Source organism: Streptomyces sp. NPDC014894 (assembly GCF_043080985.1).
Lineage (GTDB): Bacteria > Actinomycetota > Actinomycetes > Streptomycetales > Streptomycetaceae > Streptomyces.
On record NZ_JBIBWD010000017.1, the window covers coordinates 19,161 to 37,435 of the forward strand.

Genomic DNA, 18,275 nt, shown 5'->3' on the forward strand with positions numbered 1-18,275 from the left:
GGTCGGGTCCGGGGTCACGTCCGGGTCCCGGGTCACGTCCGGGTCCGGGGTCACGTCCCGGGTCACGTCCCGGGTCACGTCCCGGTCCGGGTCCGGGGGACCCGCGGGCGCCGGCCGCGCACGGTCAGTCGGCGCGGAGGAATCTCCGGGCGAGGGACTCGCCGAGTCTCGCCGCCTCGGCACGGTCCTCGATCGGGGTCGCGCGGGAGTCCTTGAAGAAGATGTAGGTGACCCCGGAGCCGGCGCCGCCGGTTCTGGGGTCGGGGTCGATGCCCAGTGACTCGGCCATGGCGTAGGAGGCCTCGCCGATGATCCTCGCGGGGCCGGTGTCGCCGACGACGCCGTAGCGGACCTTGTCCTCGTGGACGACGGCGACCACTCCCCCGCCCCTGACGCCGGAGGCGGAGTGCCGCCAGATCGCGCTGGGCGCGGGCACCACCACGAACGGCAGCCGCTCCGCGCTCAGCGGTCTCCCGTCGGACTGGGTGAAGGCGGTCTGCCCGACGAAATACGGATCGGTCGCGGCGTTGCACCGGCGGGTGCTCAGACCGTCGCAGTCGACGTCCAGATCCGCCTTCCAGTACACCGCGCCGTCCTTCTCGCAGACCCGTACGCTCGCCGGACCGTTCGCGTCCTCGCGGTACGCGCCCCGGGAGACCTGGGCGGCGCAGCCCCGCACCTTGGCGAGCAGACGGGCCGCGTCCGCCGGGACGTCCCGGACGCCGTACGAGCCCGGCACCATGACCCGGTGGACGCCGCTGGCGGCGGCGGGCGGCGCGAGGGCCGGGAGGAGGGCCGCGGAGAGCGCGGCGGAGAGCGCGAGCGTGCGGGAGGGCATCGGATGATTCGCCTTTCGGTAGGAAAAGCGTCCTTACCCGGTCCCGGTCGCAAACGATCCCCCGTGTTTCCGCCGCGGACGGACCGCCGGGAGGTCAAAGCGGGCGGCCCGCCCGGCGGTTGACGCCGGACGGGCCGCGAGCGCTCAGAGCCGGACGGTCTAACGGCCCGTGCGGTCGGGGCGCACCACCATCGCCGAGCCGCCGCCCCGGCGCACCTTCTCCGCGGCGGCGAGCCACCGCCCGTCGGGCAGCCGCTCGACGCCGGTGGCCGCGCCGATCTCGGGGTTCTGCCGGAAGGCGTGGCCGATCGCCTCCAGCTCGCCCCTGAGCGGGCTGTTCCAGAGTCCCGGCTCCAGCTCGGTGGTGGTCTGGTTGCGCTGGCTGGCGCGGGGCGCGGCGATCGCGTCCACCAGTGGAAGGCCCCGGTCCAGACGGCCCGTCAGGGACTGGAGCACGGTGGTGATGATCGTCGCCCCGCCCGGGGAGCCGACCGCGAGCACCGGCCGGCCGTTCTTCAGCACGATCGTGGGGGCCATGGACGAGCGCGGGCGCTTGGCGGGGCCCGGCAGATTGGGGTCGTGGACGGCCGGGTTCGCGGGAGCGAAGGAGAAGTCCGTCAGCTCGTTGTTGAGCAGGAAGCCCCGGCCCGGCACGGTGATGCCGCTGCCGCCGGTCGATTCGATGGTCAGGGTGTAGGCGACGACATCGCCCCACTGGTCGGCGACCGTCAGATGGGTGGTGTTCTCGCCCTCGTACGTGGTCGGCGCGGCCCGGTCGGCGGCGGCGCAGGCCACCGGGTTCCGCGGGTCGCCCGGCGCGAGCGGGCTGGTGAGCACCGCGTCGTCCTTGATGAGGCAGCCGCGCGCGTCGGCGAACCGCTGGGAGAGGAGTTCCGCGGTCGGCACGGACTCGAACGCCGGGTCGCCGACCCAGCGGCCCCGGTCCGCGAACGCGATCCGGCTCGCCTCGATGAGCCGGTGGAGATAGCGGGTCTCGGAGACCTTCGACAGATCGGTGCGCTCCAGGATGTTGAGCGCCTCGCCGACGCTGGTCCCGCCCGAGGAGGAGGGGGCCATTCCGTAGACGTCGAGCCCCCGGTAGGAGAGCTTGCTGGGAGCCTGCCGGAGCGTCTTGTAGGAGCGCAGGTCGCGGGCGGTCAGATCGCCGGGCCGGACCGTGCGCGCGGCGTCGGGGTCCACGGGCGGGGTGCGGACGGTGCGGACGATGTCCCGGGCGATGTCGCCCCGGTACAGGGCGCGGGTGCCCTTGCGCGCGATCTCCCGGTAGGTCCGCGCCAGATCCGGGTTCTTGAAGACGGAGCCGACCTCCGGCAGCCGTCCGCCGGGCAGGAAGAGTTCGGCGGTGGCGGGGAAGTCGGCGAACCGGGCCTCGTTGGCGGCGGTCTGGGCGCGGAAGGTGGCGTCGACGGTGAATCCGTCCTTCGCCAGGCGCTCGGCCGGCTTCAGCAGCTCCTCCAGGGAGCGGGTGCCCCAGGCGTCGAGCGCCGCGTCCCAGGTGGCGGGGGTGCCGGGGGCGCCGACGCCGAGCCCGCTGGTCTGGGCCTCGTCGAACGGGATGGGCCGGCCGTCCTCCAGGAAGAGCGAGGAGTCGGCGGAGCGCGGCGCGGTCTCCCGGCCGTCGATGGTCCGCACGGTGCGGCTGTCGGCGTCGTAGTGGACGAAGTAGCCGCCCCCGCCGATGCCCGCGGAGTACGGCTCGGTCACGCCGAGCGCGGCGGCGGTCGCCACGGCCGCGTCGACGGCGTTGCCGCCGCGCCGCAGCACCTCGATCCCGACGGCCGAGGCGTCGGCGTCGACGCTGGCGACGGCCCCGCCGTGGCCGACCGCTACGGGCGTCTTCACCGGTTCGGCGGGGGCGGGGGATAACGGCGCCGCCGCGCCGACCGACGAGACCAGGGCCACGGAAACGGCCAGAACGGACAGATTCCGTACGGCTGAGCGACTCATCCATACCTCCGGATCAGCGAATGTCCGCGCACTGTAACGTCACCGGACGGCCGACGTCATGACTGCTCGAACAGGGTTGCGACAGCACCGATATCATGCGCGCCCATGAACGACGATGTACGCAATATCGTGCTCGGCGTGGCGGCGGCGGGCATCAGCGCCGCGCTGGGCTGGGTCGCGCGCACCTATCTGTGGCGGCGCGGACTCCGCCGCAAGCGGGCGTTCTTCGGGCTGCCGGAGGGCTCGGAATCGCTGCTGGTGGTCAATCGCGAGGCGGGCCGGGACGGTTCGGTGCACCGGTTCGACGTGTTCGCCCTGCTGGAGCTGTCCGCGCTGATCAAGGGGTGCGGCTCGCTGGCGCAGATCGTGTGGCACGACACCGCCCGGCAGGGCTTCGGGGAACGTACGGAGTTCTGCGTCGGCGGCCCCTTCTCCAATCGCCGTATGGCGGCTCATCTGCACAGCATGCTGCCCGGCGTCCGGATCAACGTCGACCTCGAGCCGGGGCCCGACCAGGGGGCGTTCCAGATCGGCCGGGACCGGTACCGGGTGGAGCCCGGGGTCGCGGAGTACGCGCTGCTGGCGCGGCTGACGACCGAGCCGGGCGCCCGTCCGGTCTTCCTCTTCTGCGGCCAGCGGGCCATCACCAATCAGGCGGCCACCCGCTATCTCGCCCGCCACCACGAGAAGCTGGCCCGTACGCACGGGTCGGCCTCCTTCTGTCTGCTGCTCAAGGTGGTCAACTCCCAGGCGTACGGTCCCGATGTCGTGGAGCTGGTCGCCGATGTCACCCGGGCGGCCCGTGAGCCCGTGCCGCCCCCGGCCCCGGCCTCCCACCGCGCGGGCGGCTGAGAGCCGAGCGGCGGCGGCGCGCCGTCCCGGTCGCCGGCGCCAAGGAGAGCGGCGCCCCCGTCGTGGCTCTCCACGGCGGGGGCCCGCTCGGCCTCGGCAAGCCGGTCGGCAATGCCCGTACCCCGTCCACGGCGGGGGCGGCCGGCGAGCCGTTCGCCGTCGCCCCGGAGCCGTCCTCCACCGCCTGTGGCGGTCCGGCCGGCCACCGGCTCGCCGTGGTCGTCGACACTGTCGACCCGCTCTCCACCGGGCACGACCGGGCCGGCGCGCGGCTGACCTTCTCCTCGCCCGCGTCCGAACCGCCGCATCCGCCGGTTCCGCCGCGCCAGAAGTGATCACCGGCCGCGGCCGGAGCCCCCGCCCGGGGACGCCGGTTCGTGCCCCATGCACTGCTGTCCCGGCCCCTATGTCCGCCCGGGGGCGGTGGGGCCCTGGGTCAGCAGCGTCCCTGGTTCGGCCGGGGCGATGTCCGCGGCCTCGGTCTTCGGATTGCGGCGCTGCCGCCGGGCCACCCAGTTGGCGAACCAGGAGAGCAGCATGCACATCCCGATGTAGATCGGCGAGATCACCATCACCACGGGGATGAACGGCAGGTCGTAGTCGAGGTTGGACGCGATGAGCTTCCCGGCCTGGAGGAACTCCTCATAGGTGATCAGATAGCCGAGCGAGGTGTCCTTCAGCGCGACCACCAGCTGGCTGATGATGGCGGGCAGCATCGCCCGTACCGCCTGCGGCACCAGGACATGGGTCATGACCTGGGTCTTGCGCATGCCCAGGGCGTACGCGGCCTCGCGCTGGCCGCGGTCGACGGAGTGCACGCCCGCCCGGAAGACCTCGGCGAGCACCGAGCCGTTGTAGAGCGTCAGCCCCGCCACCAGGGCGGGCAGCGGCTGGACCTTCAGCGCCACGAAGATGAAGAAGATCATCACCAGTACGGGCATCGCGCGGAAGAACTCCACCAGCAGGGTGGAGACCCAGCGCACCGGGCGGTGCTCGGAGAGCCGGCCGCAGGCCAGGATCCCGCCGAGCACCAGGGAGAGCACGGCCGCGTAGACGAAGGCCTTGAGGGTGTTCCCGAGGCCGCGCAGCAGCAGTTCCTGGATGCCCTTGTACTCGAAGGGGGCCCATTTCTCGGCGGTGAACTGCCCGGTGTCGAAGAGCAGATAGACGATCCAGCCGAGCAGCGCCGCGATGGCGGCGGTGGAGACGATCCCGTACAGGCGGTGCCGCCGCCGGGTCCGGGGGCCCGGGATGTCGTAGAGGGCGGTGGAATCGGTCATCGGGCGACTCCATAGCGCTTCTCCAGCACGTTGAACAGCGCACTGATGGTGAGGGTGATGATCAGATAGCCGACGGCGATCCAGACGAAGGTCCAGATGATGTTGTAGCCCAGCTCGCTGAGGGTCTTGTAGGTGCCGAGGAGTTCGGTGACGCTGAACGCCCCGGCGATGGCGGAGTTCTTGGCGAGGGCGATGAGGGTGGAGCCCACCGGCGGGATGACGGTGCGGAACGCCTGCGGCAGCACCACGCTGCCGAGCGTCTGGCTGAAGCTCAGGCCCAGGCTGCGGGAGGCCTCGCCCTGCCCGGTGGGGACGGTGTTGATGCCGGAGCGCAGCGCCTCGCAGATGAAGGCGGAGGTGTAGCAGCCGAGGGCGAGCACCGCGAAGACCTTGAACGGCAGGACCAGGCCGAAGCGCGGCAGACCCAGCAGGACCGCGAAGAAGAGCAGGGTCAGCGGGGTGTTGCGGAGCACGGTCACCCAGACGGTGCCGATCGCCCGGAGGGAGCCGACGGGCGCGACCCGGAAGCCGGCCATCAGGAAGCCGAGGGCGAGGGCGAGCAGCGAGGAGTAGACCGTCAGTTCGACGGTGCCGAGGAAGCCCTCCGCGTACAGGGAGAAGTTGTCGGTCAGTACGTCCATGTCCGTCCTCGTGCTCCTCAGCCCGCCGGGTAGCGGTCGATCGGTGGCGGCTTCGGCGCCGGGACTCCGGAGAGGCCGAGGGTGGCGTCGTAGGCCTTCTTCCAGTCGCCGTTCTTCTCATTGGCCTCCAGGGCGTCGTCGATGGCGAGGCGCAGGGCGTTGTCGTCGCGCGGGACGCCGATGCCGTAGGGCTCCTCGGAGAAGGGCCTGCCGACGACCTTGAGTTCGTCGGGGGCCTTGGCCGCGTAGCCGATGAGGATGGCGTCGTCGGTGGTGACGGCGTCGACCTGGTAGGTCAGCAGATTGTCGACGCAGATGGAGTACGTGTCGTAGGAGACGAGGTCGGCCTCGGGGTAGTCCTTCTGGATGCGCTGGTACGGGGTGGATCCGGTGGCGGAGCAGACGCGTTTGCCCGCGAGGTCCTGAGGTCCCTCGATGTCCTTCTCGTCGGCCCGCACCAGCAGGGACTGGCCGGCCAGGTAGTAGGGGCCCGCGAAGCCGACGAGTTTCTTGCGGTTGTCGTTGATGGTGTAGGTGCCGACGTAGTAGTCGATCTGCCCGTTCTGGAGGGCGGTCTCGCGGTTGGCGGAGGCGATGGTCCGGAAGACGATCTTCGCGGGGTCGAGGCCGAGCGAGGCGGAGATCATTCTGGCGATCTCGATGTCGAAGCCGGAGTAGAGGCCGCTCGCGGGGTCCTTCTCGCCCAGATAGGGCTGGTCGTCCTTGGCGCCGACGACGAAGTGGCCGCGGGCGGCGGCCCGGCGCCAGGTGGGCGAGTCGTCGAGCCGGAAGCCGGTGTTCACCCGGTACTCCGGCAGTTGTTCGGGCTGCGGGCCCTTGACGGGCGGGCTGCCCTCCTTGCCGCAGGCGGCGGTGGCCGCGAGGAGGAGGAGCGCCAGCGCCGCGAGGGCGCGTCGTGTGCGTGCCATCAGCCGTGCACCCCCCGTCAGTGCTTGAGGATCTTGGAGAGGAAGTCTTTGGCGCGATCGCTCTCCGGGTGGGTGAAGAAGTCCTCCGGGGCGCGGTCCTCGATGCACCGGCCGTCGGCCATGAAGACGACGCGGTTGGCGGCGGAGCGGGCGAAGCCCATCTCATGGGTGACCACGACCATGGTCATGCCGTCCCGGGCGAGCTGCTGCATCACCTCCAGGACCTCGTTGATCATCTCCGGGTCGAGGGCGGAGGTGGGCTCGTCGAAGAGCATGACCTTGGGGTCCATGGCGAGCGCCCGGGCGATGGCCACCCGCTGCTGCTGGCCGCCGGAGAGCTGGGCGGGGTACTTGTCGGCCTGGGAGGCGAGGCCGACTCGCTCCAGCAGCTCCCGGGAGCGGCGGTTGGCCTCGTCCTTCTTCTTGCCCCGGACCTTCATCGGGGCGAGCGACACATTGGCCAGCACGGTCTTGTGGGCGAAGAGATTGAAGGACTGGAAGACCATGCCGACGTCGGCGCGGAGCGCCGCGAGCCCCTTGCCCTCGGCCGGCAGGGGCTGTCCGTCGATGGTGATGCTGCCCGACTCGATCGGCTCCAGCCGGTTCATCGTCCGGCAGAGGGTCGACTTCCCGGAGCCGGACGGCCCGATGACCACCACCACCTCCCCGCGCCCGATGGAGAGATTGATGTCCTGGAGAACGTGCAACTGTCCATAGTGCTTGTTCACGTCCCGCAGCTCGATCAACGGATCGACGACGGCCATACGCTGCCCTACCCACTCATCGCTGTGTCGAGGTCAGCGCAAACTATCCAGCGCGATAAGGGACTTCACACACGACACGCATAAATGGGGCATAAGCCGTATTTATCGGCCCGGGTGAACGGGGTCCGGCGGGGCGCCGGAGGGGGCCGGGGGCGGTCCTCCCTAGGGCCTTTCTTTTGGATCAGGCCGGATCAGGGAGCGGGGCCTGGTGACGTGCATCGCAAGGCGGAGGAATGAGTCCATGCGGTGGGGGTACCTCCCGCGCCGCCAGGCGCAGGGGGCCATCGGCGATTGACGACAACGCCGCGAGGTGCGGTGCCAGGGCACGCGAGCCCGGCAAGATCCGAAAGAAAGGCCCTATGCCTCCGCGGCCTCCGCGTAGACCTGGGAGAGCTGGGGCGCGCCGTGGGACGCCCAGTCGAGGCCGGCCTCCACCACGCCGATCTCGCGGCCGGAGGCGAGTCTCACCACCGGGTGACCTCCCGGCCAGATGTGCCATCGCGCCCCGGGCACCGTACGGACGATCACGGTGCCGAGGTAGAGGCCCGCGTCATTGCCCACCCAGGGCAGCTCCTCCGGGTCGTCCCGCCAGCGCGGCGGCAGCTGGTCGAGCGCGGCCAGGGAGGCCGGGGTGTCGTCCAGCGTCAGCCCCAGCCGCTCGGCCCGGACCCGCAGCAGCTCGCACTCCGAGAGCAGTTCGGCGATGGCCGCCGCGCGCTCGGGATCGTCCTCGGCCCCCCGGGATCCGCCGGCTCCGTGGGCGGTGGGGCCGCCGCGCGGCCGGTCGTCGCCGTGCCTCCTGCGCCAGTTGTCCAAGAAAGGGATGTTCATACCGCTCAGCGTCGCATCCGGGGCCCCGGACACACCACAGGGCGCGCGCCGGGGCTCCCGGTTGTCCCGACGGGCCCGGGCGGGACCCGAAGGGGCGGGCGGTCCGTCAGAGGTCGAGGTCGACCACGACCGGCGCGTGGTCGGAGGCGCCCTTGCCCTTGCGCTCCTCGCGGTCGACATAGCCGTCCTTGACGGCCGAGGCGAACGGCTCATTGCCGTAGACCAGGTCGATGCGCATACCGCGGTTCTTCGGGAAGCCCAGCTGACGGTAGTCCCAGTAGGTGAAGGGGTGGTCGTACTTCAGCGGGCGGGGCACCACGTCGGCGAGACCGGTCTCGCGCAGCGCGGCCAGCGCGGCCCGCTCGGGCTCGGTCACATGCGTACTGCCCTCGAAGGCGGCGCGGTCCCAGACGTCCTCGTCGGCGGGGGCGATGTTGAAGTCGCCGAGGACGGCGAAGGGGCGGCCGCCCGCCGCGTCCCCGGCGACGGCGTCCTTGAGCGCGCCCAGCCAGCGCAGCTTGTAGGCGTAGTGGTCGTGGGCGACCTCGCGGCCGTTGGGCACGTACACCGACCAGACGCGGACCGGGCCGCAGGTCGCGGCGATCGCCCGCGGCTCCCGCACCCCTCCGTACTCCGGGCCGCCGGGCAGACCCTTGACCACCTCGTCCAGCCCGACGCGGGAGAGCAGCGCCACCCCGTTCCACCGGCCGTCGGCGAGGACGGCGGACTCATAGCCGATCTCCCGCAGCTCCTCGGCGGGGAACTGCTCCGCGGTGCACTTGGTCTCCTGGATGCACAGGACATCGGTGCCGCTGCTCTGGAGCCAGGCGAGCAGCCGGGGCAGTCGGGCGGTGATCGAGTTGACGTTCCAGGTGGCGATGCGCATGGGACGAAGCCTAATGCCGGGGTACGACAGTCACCGATCGGCGCTCTTCGCCGTCAGGGATCGGCGCGCTCCCCCACAGGCCCGCGCACAGGTCCGCGCCCGCCGCCGCGGGGCGGGCCCTTCACCGCCGCGGGCCCGCGCCCTCCGTCGTCACAGGTCCGCGCCCTCCCCCGGGGTCAGCCGCCCGTGCTCCGCGCCGCCGCCGAGATTGCCGAGGTGGGTGTCGTAGATCGGGCGCGCGAGATCGGTGAGCAGGGCGTCGTGGACGTCGATGACGCGCCGCGGCCCCACCGCGCGGACGTAGTCGATGACCTCGGAGATCTTGCTCCAGGGGGCCTGCACGGGGAGCAGCAGCGTGTCGACGGGCCGCTCGGGCACGGTGAGCGCGTCGCCGGGGTGGAGGACCGAGCCGTCCACCAGGAAGCCGACATTGGTGATCCGGGGCAGATCGGGATGGATGACGGCGTGGAGTTCGCCGTGCGCCTCGACGTCGAAGCCGGCGGCCGTGAAGGCGTCGCCGTGGCCGACGGTGCGCACCCGGCCGGGGAACGCGGCCGAGAGCCGCTCCGCGACGCTCCGCAGCGTCCACACCTCGGCGCCGGCCTCCACGGCGGCGCGGACCCGGCCCTCGTCGAAGTGGTCGGGGTGCTCATGCGTGATCAGGACGGCGTCGGCCCCGGCGGCGGCGTCCGGCTCGCTGAAGGCGCCGGGGTCGATGACGAGGGTCGCGCCGTCCTTCTCCAGCCGGACGCAGGAGTGCTTCATCTTGGTGAGCCTCATGGCTCCATCCTGCTACGGGCCGGGTGCGGTCTCCTCCTGGATGACCGTGCGGGCCACCGCGAAGGCGGCGGAGGCGGCCGGAACGCCGCAGTACACGGCCGTGTGGAGGAGGATCTCGCGGATCTCGTCGGGGGTGAGGCCGTTGCGCAGCGCGGCCCGGGTGTGGAGGGCCAGCTCCTCCCGGTGACCGCCCGCGACCAGCGCCGTCAGGGTGATCACGCTGCGGGTGCGGCGGTCCAGGCCGTCCCGGGCCCAGATCTCGCCCCAGGCGTAGCGGGTGGCGAGGTCCTGGAAGTCGGCGGTGAAGCCGTCGCTCTCGGCCGCCGCCCGGTCGACGTGGGCGTCGCCGAGGACCTCGCGGCGGATCCTCATGCCCGGCTCGTACGGGTCGGGGCGGCCCGACGCGGCCATCTGCGGCATCGCGGGGGCGATCTCGGCGATCGGGGTGACGGGCGGGGAGACCGCGGGCGAGGGCGGCGCGGGGATGGCGGTGAGGGTGTCCTGGGCGACGCCCGCGAAATGGCGGCCGAGGAGGTCCGTGACGGCGGCGGGCTGCTCCACGGGGGCGAGGTGGGAGGCTCCGGGCACCAGCGCGAGCCGGGCGTCCGGTATCCCGGCGACCAGGGTGCGGGCCTCGGCGGGGCCGGTGATCCGGTCGTCCGAGCCGACGACCACGAGGGTGGGGACCCCGACCCGGCCGAGTTCGGCGCGGACGTCGAAGGCGGCGAGCGCCTCGCAGGCGGCGATGTAGCAGCCGGGGTCGGTGGTGCGGACCATCTGGACGGCCCACTCCACGATCGCGGGCTGGGCGGCGGCGAAGCCGTGCGTGAACCAGCTCTCCGGCGCGCTGCGGGCGATCGGGTCGAGTCCGTTCGTACGCACCACCACTCCGCGCCGGCGGAACTCGTCGGCGGTGCCGAACCGGGGCGAGGCGGCGACCAGCGCGAGCGAGGCGACGCGGTGGGGGTGGCGCAGCGCGAGATCGATGCCGACCGCGCCGCCGATGGAGCAGCCCGCGTAGCCGAAGCGCTGGATGCCCAGGTCGTCGAGGGTGCAGAGAAGTCTGTCGGTGAGGTCGCCGACGGCGGTGGCGGGATGGGCGGGGGCGCCTCCGTGGCCGGGGAGGTCGTAGCGGAAGACCCGCCACTCCCGGGACAGATCCGCGATCTGCCGGTCCCACATGTGCCAGGTGGTCCCGAGAGAGGGGCCCAGGATCAGGACGGGCGCGTCCTCCGGCCCGTCCACACGGTATTGCAGGGTCTTGGTCGTCGTCTCACTCACCCGCTCACGCTCCCATATCCCCCGCCGCTCCACGGGAGGGGGGCGGGGGTGCGACCGGACCTCCCCATATGTCCGCCGCATGTCCGCCGTCGAAGGCGGGTCCGCCGTGTCCGGGCGGCTCGGCGGGCGACTCGGCGACGGCTCGGCCGGGCGCGGTTGGGGGCCGGGACGCGCCGCGGGGATCCCCGCGCCCGCGCCTCACCCGGGCGTGCGCAGTGAGGTGCGGCCGTCCCGCCAGGCGGTGAGGAGATGGTCGCCGAGCCGGGCCTCGGTGAACTCCGTGGCGTCGGCGCCGAAGGCGACGTCCTGGTCGAGGGAGGGTTCCGTTTCGAGGAGGCCGCCGACGACGTCACGGCGGACGATCTGCTCGTGCACCGCGTCGGCCTCGACGTGTTCGGCGTAGAAGCGGACGGCGGCGGGGCCCGCGCCGACCCGTTCCAGGCCGTGGGCGAGACGCCGGGAGCCGGGCGACGAGGTGGTCTCCACCGCGGCGAAGTGGCCCACCAGCGCTCCGCGCAGCGCGCGGTGCAGTCCGAACAGGGACATGAGGTTGACGCTCGTCAGCATGGGCGCGGCGGCGGAGTCGGCGTACCGCCCGTACGCGGTGTCCAGGCCGAGGTCCGCCATCAGGTCCGCGAAGAGACGGGCGTGGACGCGTTCGGCCCGGCCGGCGCCGAACTCGTCGTACTCCACGGCGACCATCGCGGCCTTCGCGCGGCCCGTCAGCCTCGGAATGACCCACAGATGCGGGTCGGCCTCCTTGAGGTGGTAGAGGGAGCGCTGGGCCGCGTACTCGCGGAAGTGCCGCAACTCCCCCCGCTTCGCCAGGAAGTGCGAGGTCCCTTCGCCGTCGACGGGTTCGACGAGGAGGTCCGCCAGCGCCTCCTCCGCCGTTCTCGGCGGGCCGGTGTCGGCGCGGAGCGCGGTGAGGAACCGGCGCTCCATCGCGGCCCGCAGCGCCAGCAGTCCGGGCTCCCACTCCCATTCCGCGTCGACGCCGGCGAAGCCGCGGTAGTGCAGTTCGTAGCAGAGGTAGAGCGCCAGTTGGAGGTCGTCGCCGTACGGGTCCGCGACCGCCGCCGCCGTCGTCGCCTCCCCGGGGAGCGGGGTGCCGACGGGCCGGGTCAGCGCCCGGAGGACGGTGCGGGAGAGTTCGCCCCTGCTCCGGGGCGGTACGGGGAGGGCGGTCCGGGCGGCGGGGGCGGGGGCGGGGGCGGTCATGCGGTGTTCCTCCGTCGGCCGCGGTGGCTGGTGTCGCACCAGGGGAAGGCGCGGCTGCGCCGGCAGACGCAGAGCGCGACCGTGAACCGGTCCGACACCGCCGTGGTCCCGTCCTCCAGGACGACCTCCACCGGCCCTTCGACCAGCACCGGCCCGTCCTTCGTCACGGTGACGCGCCGGGGCGGCGGAGCGGACCCGTCCGGCGGCTGCTGTTCAGCGGATCCGTTCGGCACGGATGATCACCAGCTCTTCCTTCTCCTCGTCGAACCGGACGAGTCCCCGCTCCCGCAGCCATTCCAGACGGGAGCGCAGTACGGGGCCGAAGGGGATACGGCCGCGGTCGATCACATCGGCGCCGAGGCCCGACCGTTCCAGCGCGGCCAGGGTCGGGGGCGTGCCGCACAGCGTGGAGTGCACCATCAGCAGCACGCCGCCGGGGCGGAGCGCCGTGTGCGCGCTGCGGCATATCCGGTCCAGCAGCAGTCGCCCGTCCTCGCCCGCGTCCCAGGCGACCGCCGCGCCCCGGGGGCGCACGGCGGTTCCGGGCGCGGGAACGTAGGGCGGGTTGCTGACGATCAGATCGAACCGGCGTCCCGCGACGGGGGCGAAGAGGTCTCCGTGGAGGACCTCCACCGGGAGCCGGGCGAGCCGGGCGTTGAGCCGGGCGGTGAGCACGGCCCGCAGGGCGGTGTCGACGGCGGTGACGCGCGCGCCCCGCCGGGCCGCGGCCAGGGCGAGCGCCCCGGCGCCGGTTCCCACGTCGAGGACGGCGGCGCCCTCGGCCAGGTGCTCGCGTTCCAGGGCCCGGGCCAGGAGCAGGGTGTCGTCCTGCGGTTCGTACACCGTCCAGGGGGCGAGCAGGCGCCCGCCCCGCGGGTCGTTTCGTGTCATCAGACCGAGCATGTGCACCTCGCCGTCCGCGCCCCCCGTGGCCGTCACCGGGCGCGCCCGCCGTGCGGGCCGGTCGGTGCGGTGAGGGGGCGCTCCGCGGGCGGGCCTCGTACGGCACACCCGGCCAATGCGTCACACCCCGCCTGCCCGGCGAATCGTTCTTCACACGGCCGGTCCGGCCCCGGGCCCGTGATCGCCCGGTCCGGGGGCGGGGATGTCGGTACGGCCCCGGGCTCGTGATCGTCCGGGCCGCGAGCGGGCGCTCCTTCCGGCTGCCGGTACCGCCGTCGGCCGCCCTCCGCGTGTCCCGGGGCTCCCGGGATCCGCGACGCCGATCCCCGCCAGGAAGATCGTGGCGCGCCTCCGGTGGAGAGCGGTCCCTGATCCCCAGGGTTGCCCGGTTCGCCCGGTCGCACAACACGAGCCGCTCGCTCCGCCGGGGCCCGCAGGCAGCCCGGGCCCTTCCCCGCCTGGCCCGGGCCGGGCTCCGGGGCCGGGCCGGGCGGGACATCCCGGGCACACGCCGCTCTGTCACCGCCCGCATCGTCACAGGCAGTGAACATGCCGGAGATCGAGGAGTCCGCCGGGGCCCCGTCCCCGTGCGGACCGCCCACGACGGCGGGCACGCGCGGCCCCGCTCACACCTCGCACGGCATTCATCCGCTTTTGCCCGGATGATGGAGTGGGGAGGCGTGGGGCCGGGACGCGGGGGAATCCGACAAGGGAGGCAGCATGAGGGCTCTGACCTGGCACGGCAGGCGCGATGTGCGCGTCGACACGGTCCCGGATCCCGGGATCCGGGACCCGGACGACGTCATCGTGAAGATCACCTCCTCCGGGATCTGCGGATCCGACCTGCATCTGTACGAGGTCCTCGGCCCCTATCTCGACGCGGGGGACATCCTCGGGCACGAGCCGATGGGCATCGTGGAGGAGACCGGCCCCGAGGTCACGGCCCTGTCGGCCGGGGACCGGGTGGTGGTCCCCTTCAACGTCTCCTGCGGCACATGCTGGATGTGCGGGCAGGGCCTGCACTCCCAGTGCGAGACCACCCAGGTCACCGAGTACGGAACCGGCGCCTCCCTGTTCGGCTTCTCCAAGCTCTACGGCCAAGTCCCCGGCGGGCAGGCCGAGTACCTCCGGGTCCCCTTCGGGAACACCCTGCCCGTCAAGGTGCCGCACGGGCCGCCGGACGACCGGTTCGTCTATCTCTCCGACGTCCTGCCGACCGCCTGGCAGTCGGTGCGGTACGCCGACATCCCGCGCGGCGGCAGCGTCACCGTCATCGGCCTGGGCCCGATCGGCGACATGGCCACCCGGATCGCCCTCCACCAGGGCGCGGAACTGGTCATCGGGGTGGACCTGGTGCCCGAGCGGCTCGCCCGGGCCCGTGCCAACGGAGTCCACACCCTGGACCTCGGCCAGTACGGCAAGGACATCGGCGACGAGATCCGCCGGCTGACCCGGGGGCGCGGCACGGACGCGGTCGTCGAGGCCGTCGGCATGGAGGCCCACGGCGGTCCGGTCGCCAGGGCGGCCCAGCGGTTCGCGGGGCTGCTGCCGGACGCGCTCGGCGAGAAGGTGATGGGCCGCGCCGGGGTGGACAGCATGGCGGCGTTCAATCTGGCCGTCGACGCGGTGCGCAGGGGCGGGACGATCTCCGTCGTCGGGGTCTACGGCGGCGCCGTCGACCCCGTGCCGATGCTGACGCTGTTCGACAAGCAGATCCAGCTGCGGATGGGGCAGGCGAACGTCAGGCGGTGGGTGGACGACATCCTGCCGCTGCTCGACGACTCCGACCCGCTGGGCGTGGACGGCTTCGCCACCCACCGGCTGCCGCTCGAAGAGGGCCCGGCCGCCTACAAGACCTTCCAGGAGAAGCGGGACGGCATGGTCAAGACCCTGCTCGCCCCCTGACACGCGACTTCACACACACTCGGAGGTTCGATGCCCCGCGCCCTCGCGCTCGTCTGCACCCTCACCCCCTCCCCCGACCCGTCCAGCAGCCATCACCTCGCCGGACAGGTGATGTCCGAACTCGCCGCCCTCGGCGTCCGGGGCGAGACGATCCGGGTGGCCGACCACGACGTCCGCTCCGGCATCGCCCGCGATCTGGGCGGCGGCGACGCCTGGCCGGGACTGTGGAAGAAGGTCATGGCCGCCGACATCCTGCTCCTGGCCACCCCCATCTGGCTCGGCCACCCCTCCAGCCTCTGCCAGCGCGTCCTGGAGCGGCTCAACGCCGACATCTCGGAGACCGACGACCAGGGCAGGCAGCTGTTCTCGGGCAAGGTCGGCGCGGTGGCCGTCGTCGGGAACGAGGACGGCGCGCACAAGGTGAGCGCCGACCTCTTCCAGGGCCTGAACGACCTCGGGTTCTCCCTCGCGCCCGGCGCCGTCGCCTACTGGGTCGGCGAGGCGCGGCAGGGCACCGACTACCAGGACCTCGACGAGACCCCCGAGGCCGTCGCCGCCGCCACCAAGACCCTCGCCGCGAACGCGGCCCACCTCGCGAAGGCGCTCCAGCAGTCCCCGTACCCGCCCGGCTGAGCCCCGGGGCCGCGCGACCGGGTCCCGGGCCCGCGCGACCGAGGACGCCGTCCGCGAACCGAAGAGAGGCGCACCATGTCCGAGAACCGGCCGGCCGCCGATCCGGCGGACGAGCACCCGCGGCCCGAGTTCGAGCGGCGGGACCGGGCCCGCCCCGGCCGGACGGGGCCGACGGACCCGTCGCACCGGCGCCCCGAGGGCGTCGGCGACGCCACGGTGCGGGCCCTGGGATCCCTGTCCGAGGCCCTGGAGACCGCGGAACGGGCCCGGGGCAGCCTCTACGCCTTCCACCAGCTGACCGGCGGCGCGGACCTGAAGCTCGACGAAGCCCTGGAGCAGCTGCGCGCCGCGGGCCACGACGCCCAGGCCGACCTGCTGGAACGCGAGATCGTGGGCCGCGACGTCATCCCCGGCCACTGGACCTTCCAGATCGTCGAGGCGTACAACGCCCACTACTACCGGCCCTTCACCGAAGTCGAGGCCCGCGTCCGGCGGGAGCTGCTGGAGGGTCGCGAGCATGTGTACGAGGCGGAGATGAAGGAAGCCCGCCGCACCCCCGGGCGCCCCGGTCACACCCCCGGGCCCTGACCGCGCCCCGGATGCGACGCGAACGCGCCGTTCGGCCCGGCGTCGCTCTTTCTCAGACGGGCCGGGAGACGGCCGGCAGGTTCTCCACGACCTGGGCGAGCCGGCCGAGCATGCTGCGGTGCCGCAGCTGGATCACCGCGTCGACGACAGAGTTGTGCAGGGCGCCGCCGGGGCCGCGCAGCGGGTGCTCGTCGACGATGACCAGCGTGTCCGCGCCCCAGGGGCGGATCTCGATCGCGATCCGCGCGGTGCCGAGCGAACCGCTGTCCACCTCCAGCTCCAGCCATCCCGGTGGGTCCAGACGCCGTACCGTCGTACGGCCCTTCCCGGTCCAGGGCCCGAGCCGCACCGTGTATTCGAGCCGCGCCCCGACCCGGGGCCAGTCGCTGTCCACGGGCCGGGAGTCCGACGTGCCCACCACCCAGTCGGCGTAGCGGTCGGCGTCCTCCAGCACCCGCCACACGTCCGCCGGCGGCCTTTCGATGAGCCGATGCCGTACCGCCATGTCACCCTCCGGATCATTGCCCCGTACATCTGAGAGTGGGACCACTACCCGGGGTCCGCACCTTGATGCCGAACCGCCCGGGGCCGCATGGGGCGGCGTACGAGGGGTACGCGGTGGCCCAGAGCAAGGAAAGAAAGGCGGTGCGTATGGACAGGTCAACGGGCCCCCCGCCCTCCGACAGCACGTCCGTGGGAGATCTGGTCGCCGAGGCGTCCGGGCAGTTCTCCCGGCTGGTGGGCCAGGAGCTGGCCCTGGCGCAGGCGGAGTTGAAGGAGAAGGGCAGACGGCTCGGCCGGGGAGGCGGGCTCCTCGGCGGCGCGGGGCTGGTCGCCGTGCTGGCGCTTCAGGCGCTGGTGGCCACCGCTGTCATCGCGCTCGGCCTGGTTCTGCCGCTGTGGCTGTCCGCCCTCGTGACCACGCTCGTCCTGTTCGCGATCGCCGGTGCTCTCGGCGCGGCGGGCAGGAAGGAAGTCGGGCGGGCGGCCCCGCCCGTGCCCCAGCGGGCCGTCGCCGATGTGAAGGCCGATGTGGCCCTGATCAAGGAGAGTGCACACCGATGAACGACAAGATCCCCACCGGACGCGACTTCACGCCCGAGGAGCTGCGCGAGCAGGCCCGGATCACCCGCGAGGAGCTGGGCCACACGGTCCGGGCGCTCGCGGAGAAGGCCGATGTCACGGCCCAGGCCAAGGAGAAGGCGGACCTGGTGAGGCAGCAGGTCCAGGACACCGCGGCGCAGGCCTGGGCGACGGCGCGGGACAGTACGCCCGAGCCCGTCCGCGAGAAGGCCGTACAGGCGGCCGCCACCGCGAACCGGAACCGCGGCCCGGTCATCGCCGGCGCCGCCGCGCTCGCCGTCGTCCTCACCCTGGTCGTCTGCCGCCGGCGTGCCCGCCGATGAAGACCTCCAAGGTCTTCTACAAGCCCGTCGGGATGACTCTCGGAGCGGTCAGCGGCCTCCTCGCCACGGCCGTCTTCGGCCAGGTCTGGAAGAGACTCGGCCACGACGACGACGCGCCGGGACCCACCGACCGGGACCGCGACTGGCCGGAGGTGCTCCTCGCCGCCGCGATCCAGGGCGCCGTGTTCTCCACGGTCAAGGCCGCGGTGGACCGCGCCGGAGCGACCGCGGTCCACCGCCTCACCGGCACCTGGCCCGGATGACGCCGGGCCGCCGCGCTCCCGCCGGCGTCCGGAGCGAGGGCCGCCGGCCGGGGCGCGGCCGCCCCGGGCGGGCGGGCTCGCGGGCCGTCAGGCGTACCGCTGCCCACCGTCTCAGCGGTCCGTCCGCACACGCCTCCAGCCGTTCGCCCAGCACCCCGGGCGTCGGATCGGCCCGCCCCGGTTGATGCCACGGCCCGGCGGGCCTCGCCGCGTCGGGGCACCGGTGCGGGGCGTCGAGCGGCCGCCCGTACAGAGGGTCGGGGCCCGGGCCGGTGACCGAGCGGCCCGGTCGATGCGCCCGGCCGG

Annotated in this window: 22 protein-coding genes; 8 read left to right on the forward strand and 14 right to left on the reverse strand. The window is 73.1% G+C overall.

Going from position 1 to position 18,275, the window contains the following annotated elements; translation table 11 throughout:
* Positions 1 to 124: 124 nt before the first annotated feature.
* Both ACF089_RS30560 and ggt read right to left on the reverse strand, forming a co-directional pair.
* Complete coding sequence (locus ACF089_RS30560) at positions 125 to 838, reverse strand: glycoside hydrolase family 75 protein (RefSeq protein WP_392033603.1); 714 nt, start codon at positions 836 to 838, stop codon at positions 125 to 127.
* 159 nt (positions 839 to 997) lie between these two features.
* Positions 998 to 2,806 carry a gamma-glutamyltransferase gene (ggt, locus tag ACF089_RS30565; protein ID WP_392033606.1) on the reverse strand — a complete coding sequence of 603 codons (1,809 nt, stop codon included), beginning with the start codon at positions 2,804 to 2,806 and terminating at the stop codon, positions 998 to 1,000.
* Positions 2,807 to 2,911: 105 nt separating this feature from the next.
* Here ggt and ACF089_RS30570 point away from each other — a divergent pair, with 105 nt between their 5' ends.
* Both ACF089_RS30570 and ACF089_RS30575 read left to right on the forward strand, forming a co-directional pair.
* A complete protein-coding gene (locus ACF089_RS30570) occupies positions 2,912 to 3,658 on the forward strand; it encodes a hypothetical protein (RefSeq protein WP_392033608.1) in 747 nt (248 codons plus the stop codon).
* A 62-nt stretch (positions 3,659 to 3,720) separates the two neighbouring features.
* A complete protein-coding gene (locus tag ACF089_RS30575; protein WP_392033611.1) occupies positions 3,721 to 3,993 on the forward strand; it encodes a hypothetical protein in 273 nt (90 codons plus the stop codon).
* 69 nt (positions 3,994 to 4,062) lie between these two features.
* Here ACF089_RS30575 and ACF089_RS30580 read toward each other — a convergent pair whose 3' ends face one another.
* The 11 genes from ACF089_RS30580 to ACF089_RS30630 all read right to left on the reverse strand — a co-directional run bounded on the left by ACF089_RS30580 (position 4,063) and on the right by ACF089_RS30630 (position 13,162).
* Positions 4,063 to 4,938, reverse strand: a complete 876-nt coding sequence (locus ACF089_RS30580; RefSeq protein WP_392033615.1) for an amino acid ABC transporter permease — start codon at positions 4,936 to 4,938, stop codon at positions 4,063 to 4,065.
* Positions 4,935 to 5,579, reverse strand: a complete 645-nt coding sequence (locus ACF089_RS30585) for an amino acid ABC transporter permease (RefSeq protein WP_392033618.1) — start codon at positions 5,577 to 5,579, stop codon at positions 4,935 to 4,937. The genes ACF089_RS30580 and ACF089_RS30585 overlap by 4 nt, the downstream gene beginning before the upstream one ends.
* A gap of 17 nt (positions 5,580 to 5,596) precedes the next feature.
* Complete coding sequence (locus ACF089_RS30590) at positions 5,597 to 6,508, reverse strand: glutamate ABC transporter substrate-binding protein (protein WP_392033620.1); 912 nt, start codon at positions 6,506 to 6,508, stop codon at positions 5,597 to 5,599.
* 17 nt (positions 6,509 to 6,525) lie between these two features.
* A complete protein-coding gene (locus ACF089_RS30595) occupies positions 6,526 to 7,272 on the reverse strand; it encodes an amino acid ABC transporter ATP-binding protein (RefSeq protein WP_392033623.1) in 747 nt (248 codons plus the stop codon).
* A gap of 357 nt (positions 7,273 to 7,629) precedes the next feature.
* Positions 7,630 to 8,103, reverse strand: a complete 474-nt coding sequence (locus ACF089_RS30600) for a DUF6278 family protein (RefSeq protein WP_392033625.1) — start codon at positions 8,101 to 8,103, stop codon at positions 7,630 to 7,632.
* 106 nt (positions 8,104 to 8,209) lie between these two features.
* Positions 8,210 to 8,989, reverse strand: a complete 780-nt coding sequence (locus tag ACF089_RS30605) for an exodeoxyribonuclease III (protein ID WP_392033628.1) — start codon at positions 8,987 to 8,989, stop codon at positions 8,210 to 8,212.
* A 150-nt stretch (positions 8,990 to 9,139) separates the two neighbouring features.
* A complete protein-coding gene (locus tag ACF089_RS30610) occupies positions 9,140 to 9,769 on the reverse strand; it encodes an MBL fold metallo-hydrolase (protein ID WP_392033630.1) in 630 nt (209 codons plus the stop codon).
* 12 nt (positions 9,770 to 9,781) lie between these two features.
* The gene (gene pcaC, locus ACF089_RS30615) at positions 9,782 to 11,050 is read right to left on the reverse strand and encodes a 4-carboxymuconolactone decarboxylase (protein WP_392033633.1); all 1,269 of its coding nucleotides are present in this window, start codon (positions 11,048 to 11,050) and stop codon (positions 9,782 to 9,784) included.
* Between the two features lie 198 nt (positions 11,051 to 11,248).
* Positions 11,249 to 12,271 carry an iron-containing redox enzyme family protein gene (locus ACF089_RS30620; protein WP_392033636.1) on the reverse strand — a complete coding sequence of 341 codons (1,023 nt, stop codon included), beginning with the start codon at positions 12,269 to 12,271 and terminating at the stop codon, positions 11,249 to 11,251.
* Positions 12,268 to 12,504, reverse strand: coding sequence for a CDGSH iron-sulfur domain-containing protein (locus ACF089_RS30625; protein WP_392033639.1), 237 nt, complete (start codon positions 12,502 to 12,504; stop codon positions 12,268 to 12,270). Before ACF089_RS30625 ends, ACF089_RS30620 begins: the two co-directional genes overlap by 4 nt.
* Entirely contained in the window at positions 12,485 to 13,162 is a 678-nt protein-coding gene (locus tag ACF089_RS30630; protein WP_392033642.1) for a HemK2/MTQ2 family protein methyltransferase, read from the reverse strand. The genes ACF089_RS30625 and ACF089_RS30630 overlap by 20 nt, the downstream gene beginning before the upstream one ends.
* Positions 13,163 to 13,894: 732 nt before the next feature.
* Between ACF089_RS30630 and ACF089_RS30635 the strand changes: the two genes are divergently transcribed.
* The 3 genes from ACF089_RS30635 to ACF089_RS30645 all read left to right on the forward strand — a co-directional run bounded on the left by ACF089_RS30635 (position 13,895) and on the right by ACF089_RS30645 (position 16,300).
* The gene (locus ACF089_RS30635; protein ID WP_392033645.1) at positions 13,895 to 15,079 is read left to right on the forward strand and encodes an alcohol dehydrogenase catalytic domain-containing protein; all 1,185 of its coding nucleotides are present in this window, start codon (positions 13,895 to 13,897) and stop codon (positions 15,077 to 15,079) included.
* A gap of 30 nt (positions 15,080 to 15,109) precedes the next feature.
* Entirely contained in the window at positions 15,110 to 15,712 is a 603-nt protein-coding gene (locus tag ACF089_RS30640) for a flavodoxin family protein (protein WP_392033648.1), read from the forward strand.
* A gap of 75 nt (positions 15,713 to 15,787) precedes the next feature.
* Positions 15,788 to 16,300, forward strand: a complete 513-nt coding sequence (locus ACF089_RS30645) for a hypothetical protein (protein WP_392033650.1) — start codon at positions 15,788 to 15,790, stop codon at positions 16,298 to 16,300.
* A gap of 52 nt (positions 16,301 to 16,352) precedes the next feature.
* Here ACF089_RS30645 and ACF089_RS30650 read toward each other — a convergent pair whose 3' ends face one another.
* Positions 16,353 to 16,805, reverse strand: a complete 453-nt coding sequence (locus tag ACF089_RS30650) for an SRPBCC family protein (protein WP_392033653.1) — start codon at positions 16,803 to 16,805, stop codon at positions 16,353 to 16,355.
* 146 nt (positions 16,806 to 16,951) lie between these two features.
* Here ACF089_RS30650 and ACF089_RS30655 point away from each other — a divergent pair, with 146 nt between their 5' ends.
* Genes ACF089_RS30655 through ACF089_RS30665 form a run of 3 tightly spaced genes read left to right on the forward strand, consistent with a single transcriptional unit; the run spans position 16,952 to position 17,969 of the window.
* Entirely contained in the window at positions 16,952 to 17,365 is a 414-nt protein-coding gene (locus ACF089_RS30655; RefSeq protein WP_392033656.1) for a phage holin family protein, read from the forward strand.
* On the forward strand, positions 17,362 to 17,706 hold the full coding sequence (locus tag ACF089_RS30660; protein ID WP_392033659.1) for a DUF3618 domain-containing protein: 345 nt from the start codon (positions 17,362 to 17,364) through the stop codon (positions 17,704 to 17,706). Before ACF089_RS30655 ends, ACF089_RS30660 begins: the two co-directional genes overlap by 4 nt.
* On the forward strand, positions 17,703 to 17,969 hold the full coding sequence (locus tag ACF089_RS30665) for a DUF4235 domain-containing protein (RefSeq protein WP_392033662.1): 267 nt from the start codon (positions 17,703 to 17,705) through the stop codon (positions 17,967 to 17,969). Before ACF089_RS30660 ends, ACF089_RS30665 begins: the two co-directional genes overlap by 4 nt.
* The last annotated feature ends 306 nt before the right edge of the window (positions 17,970 to 18,275 follow it).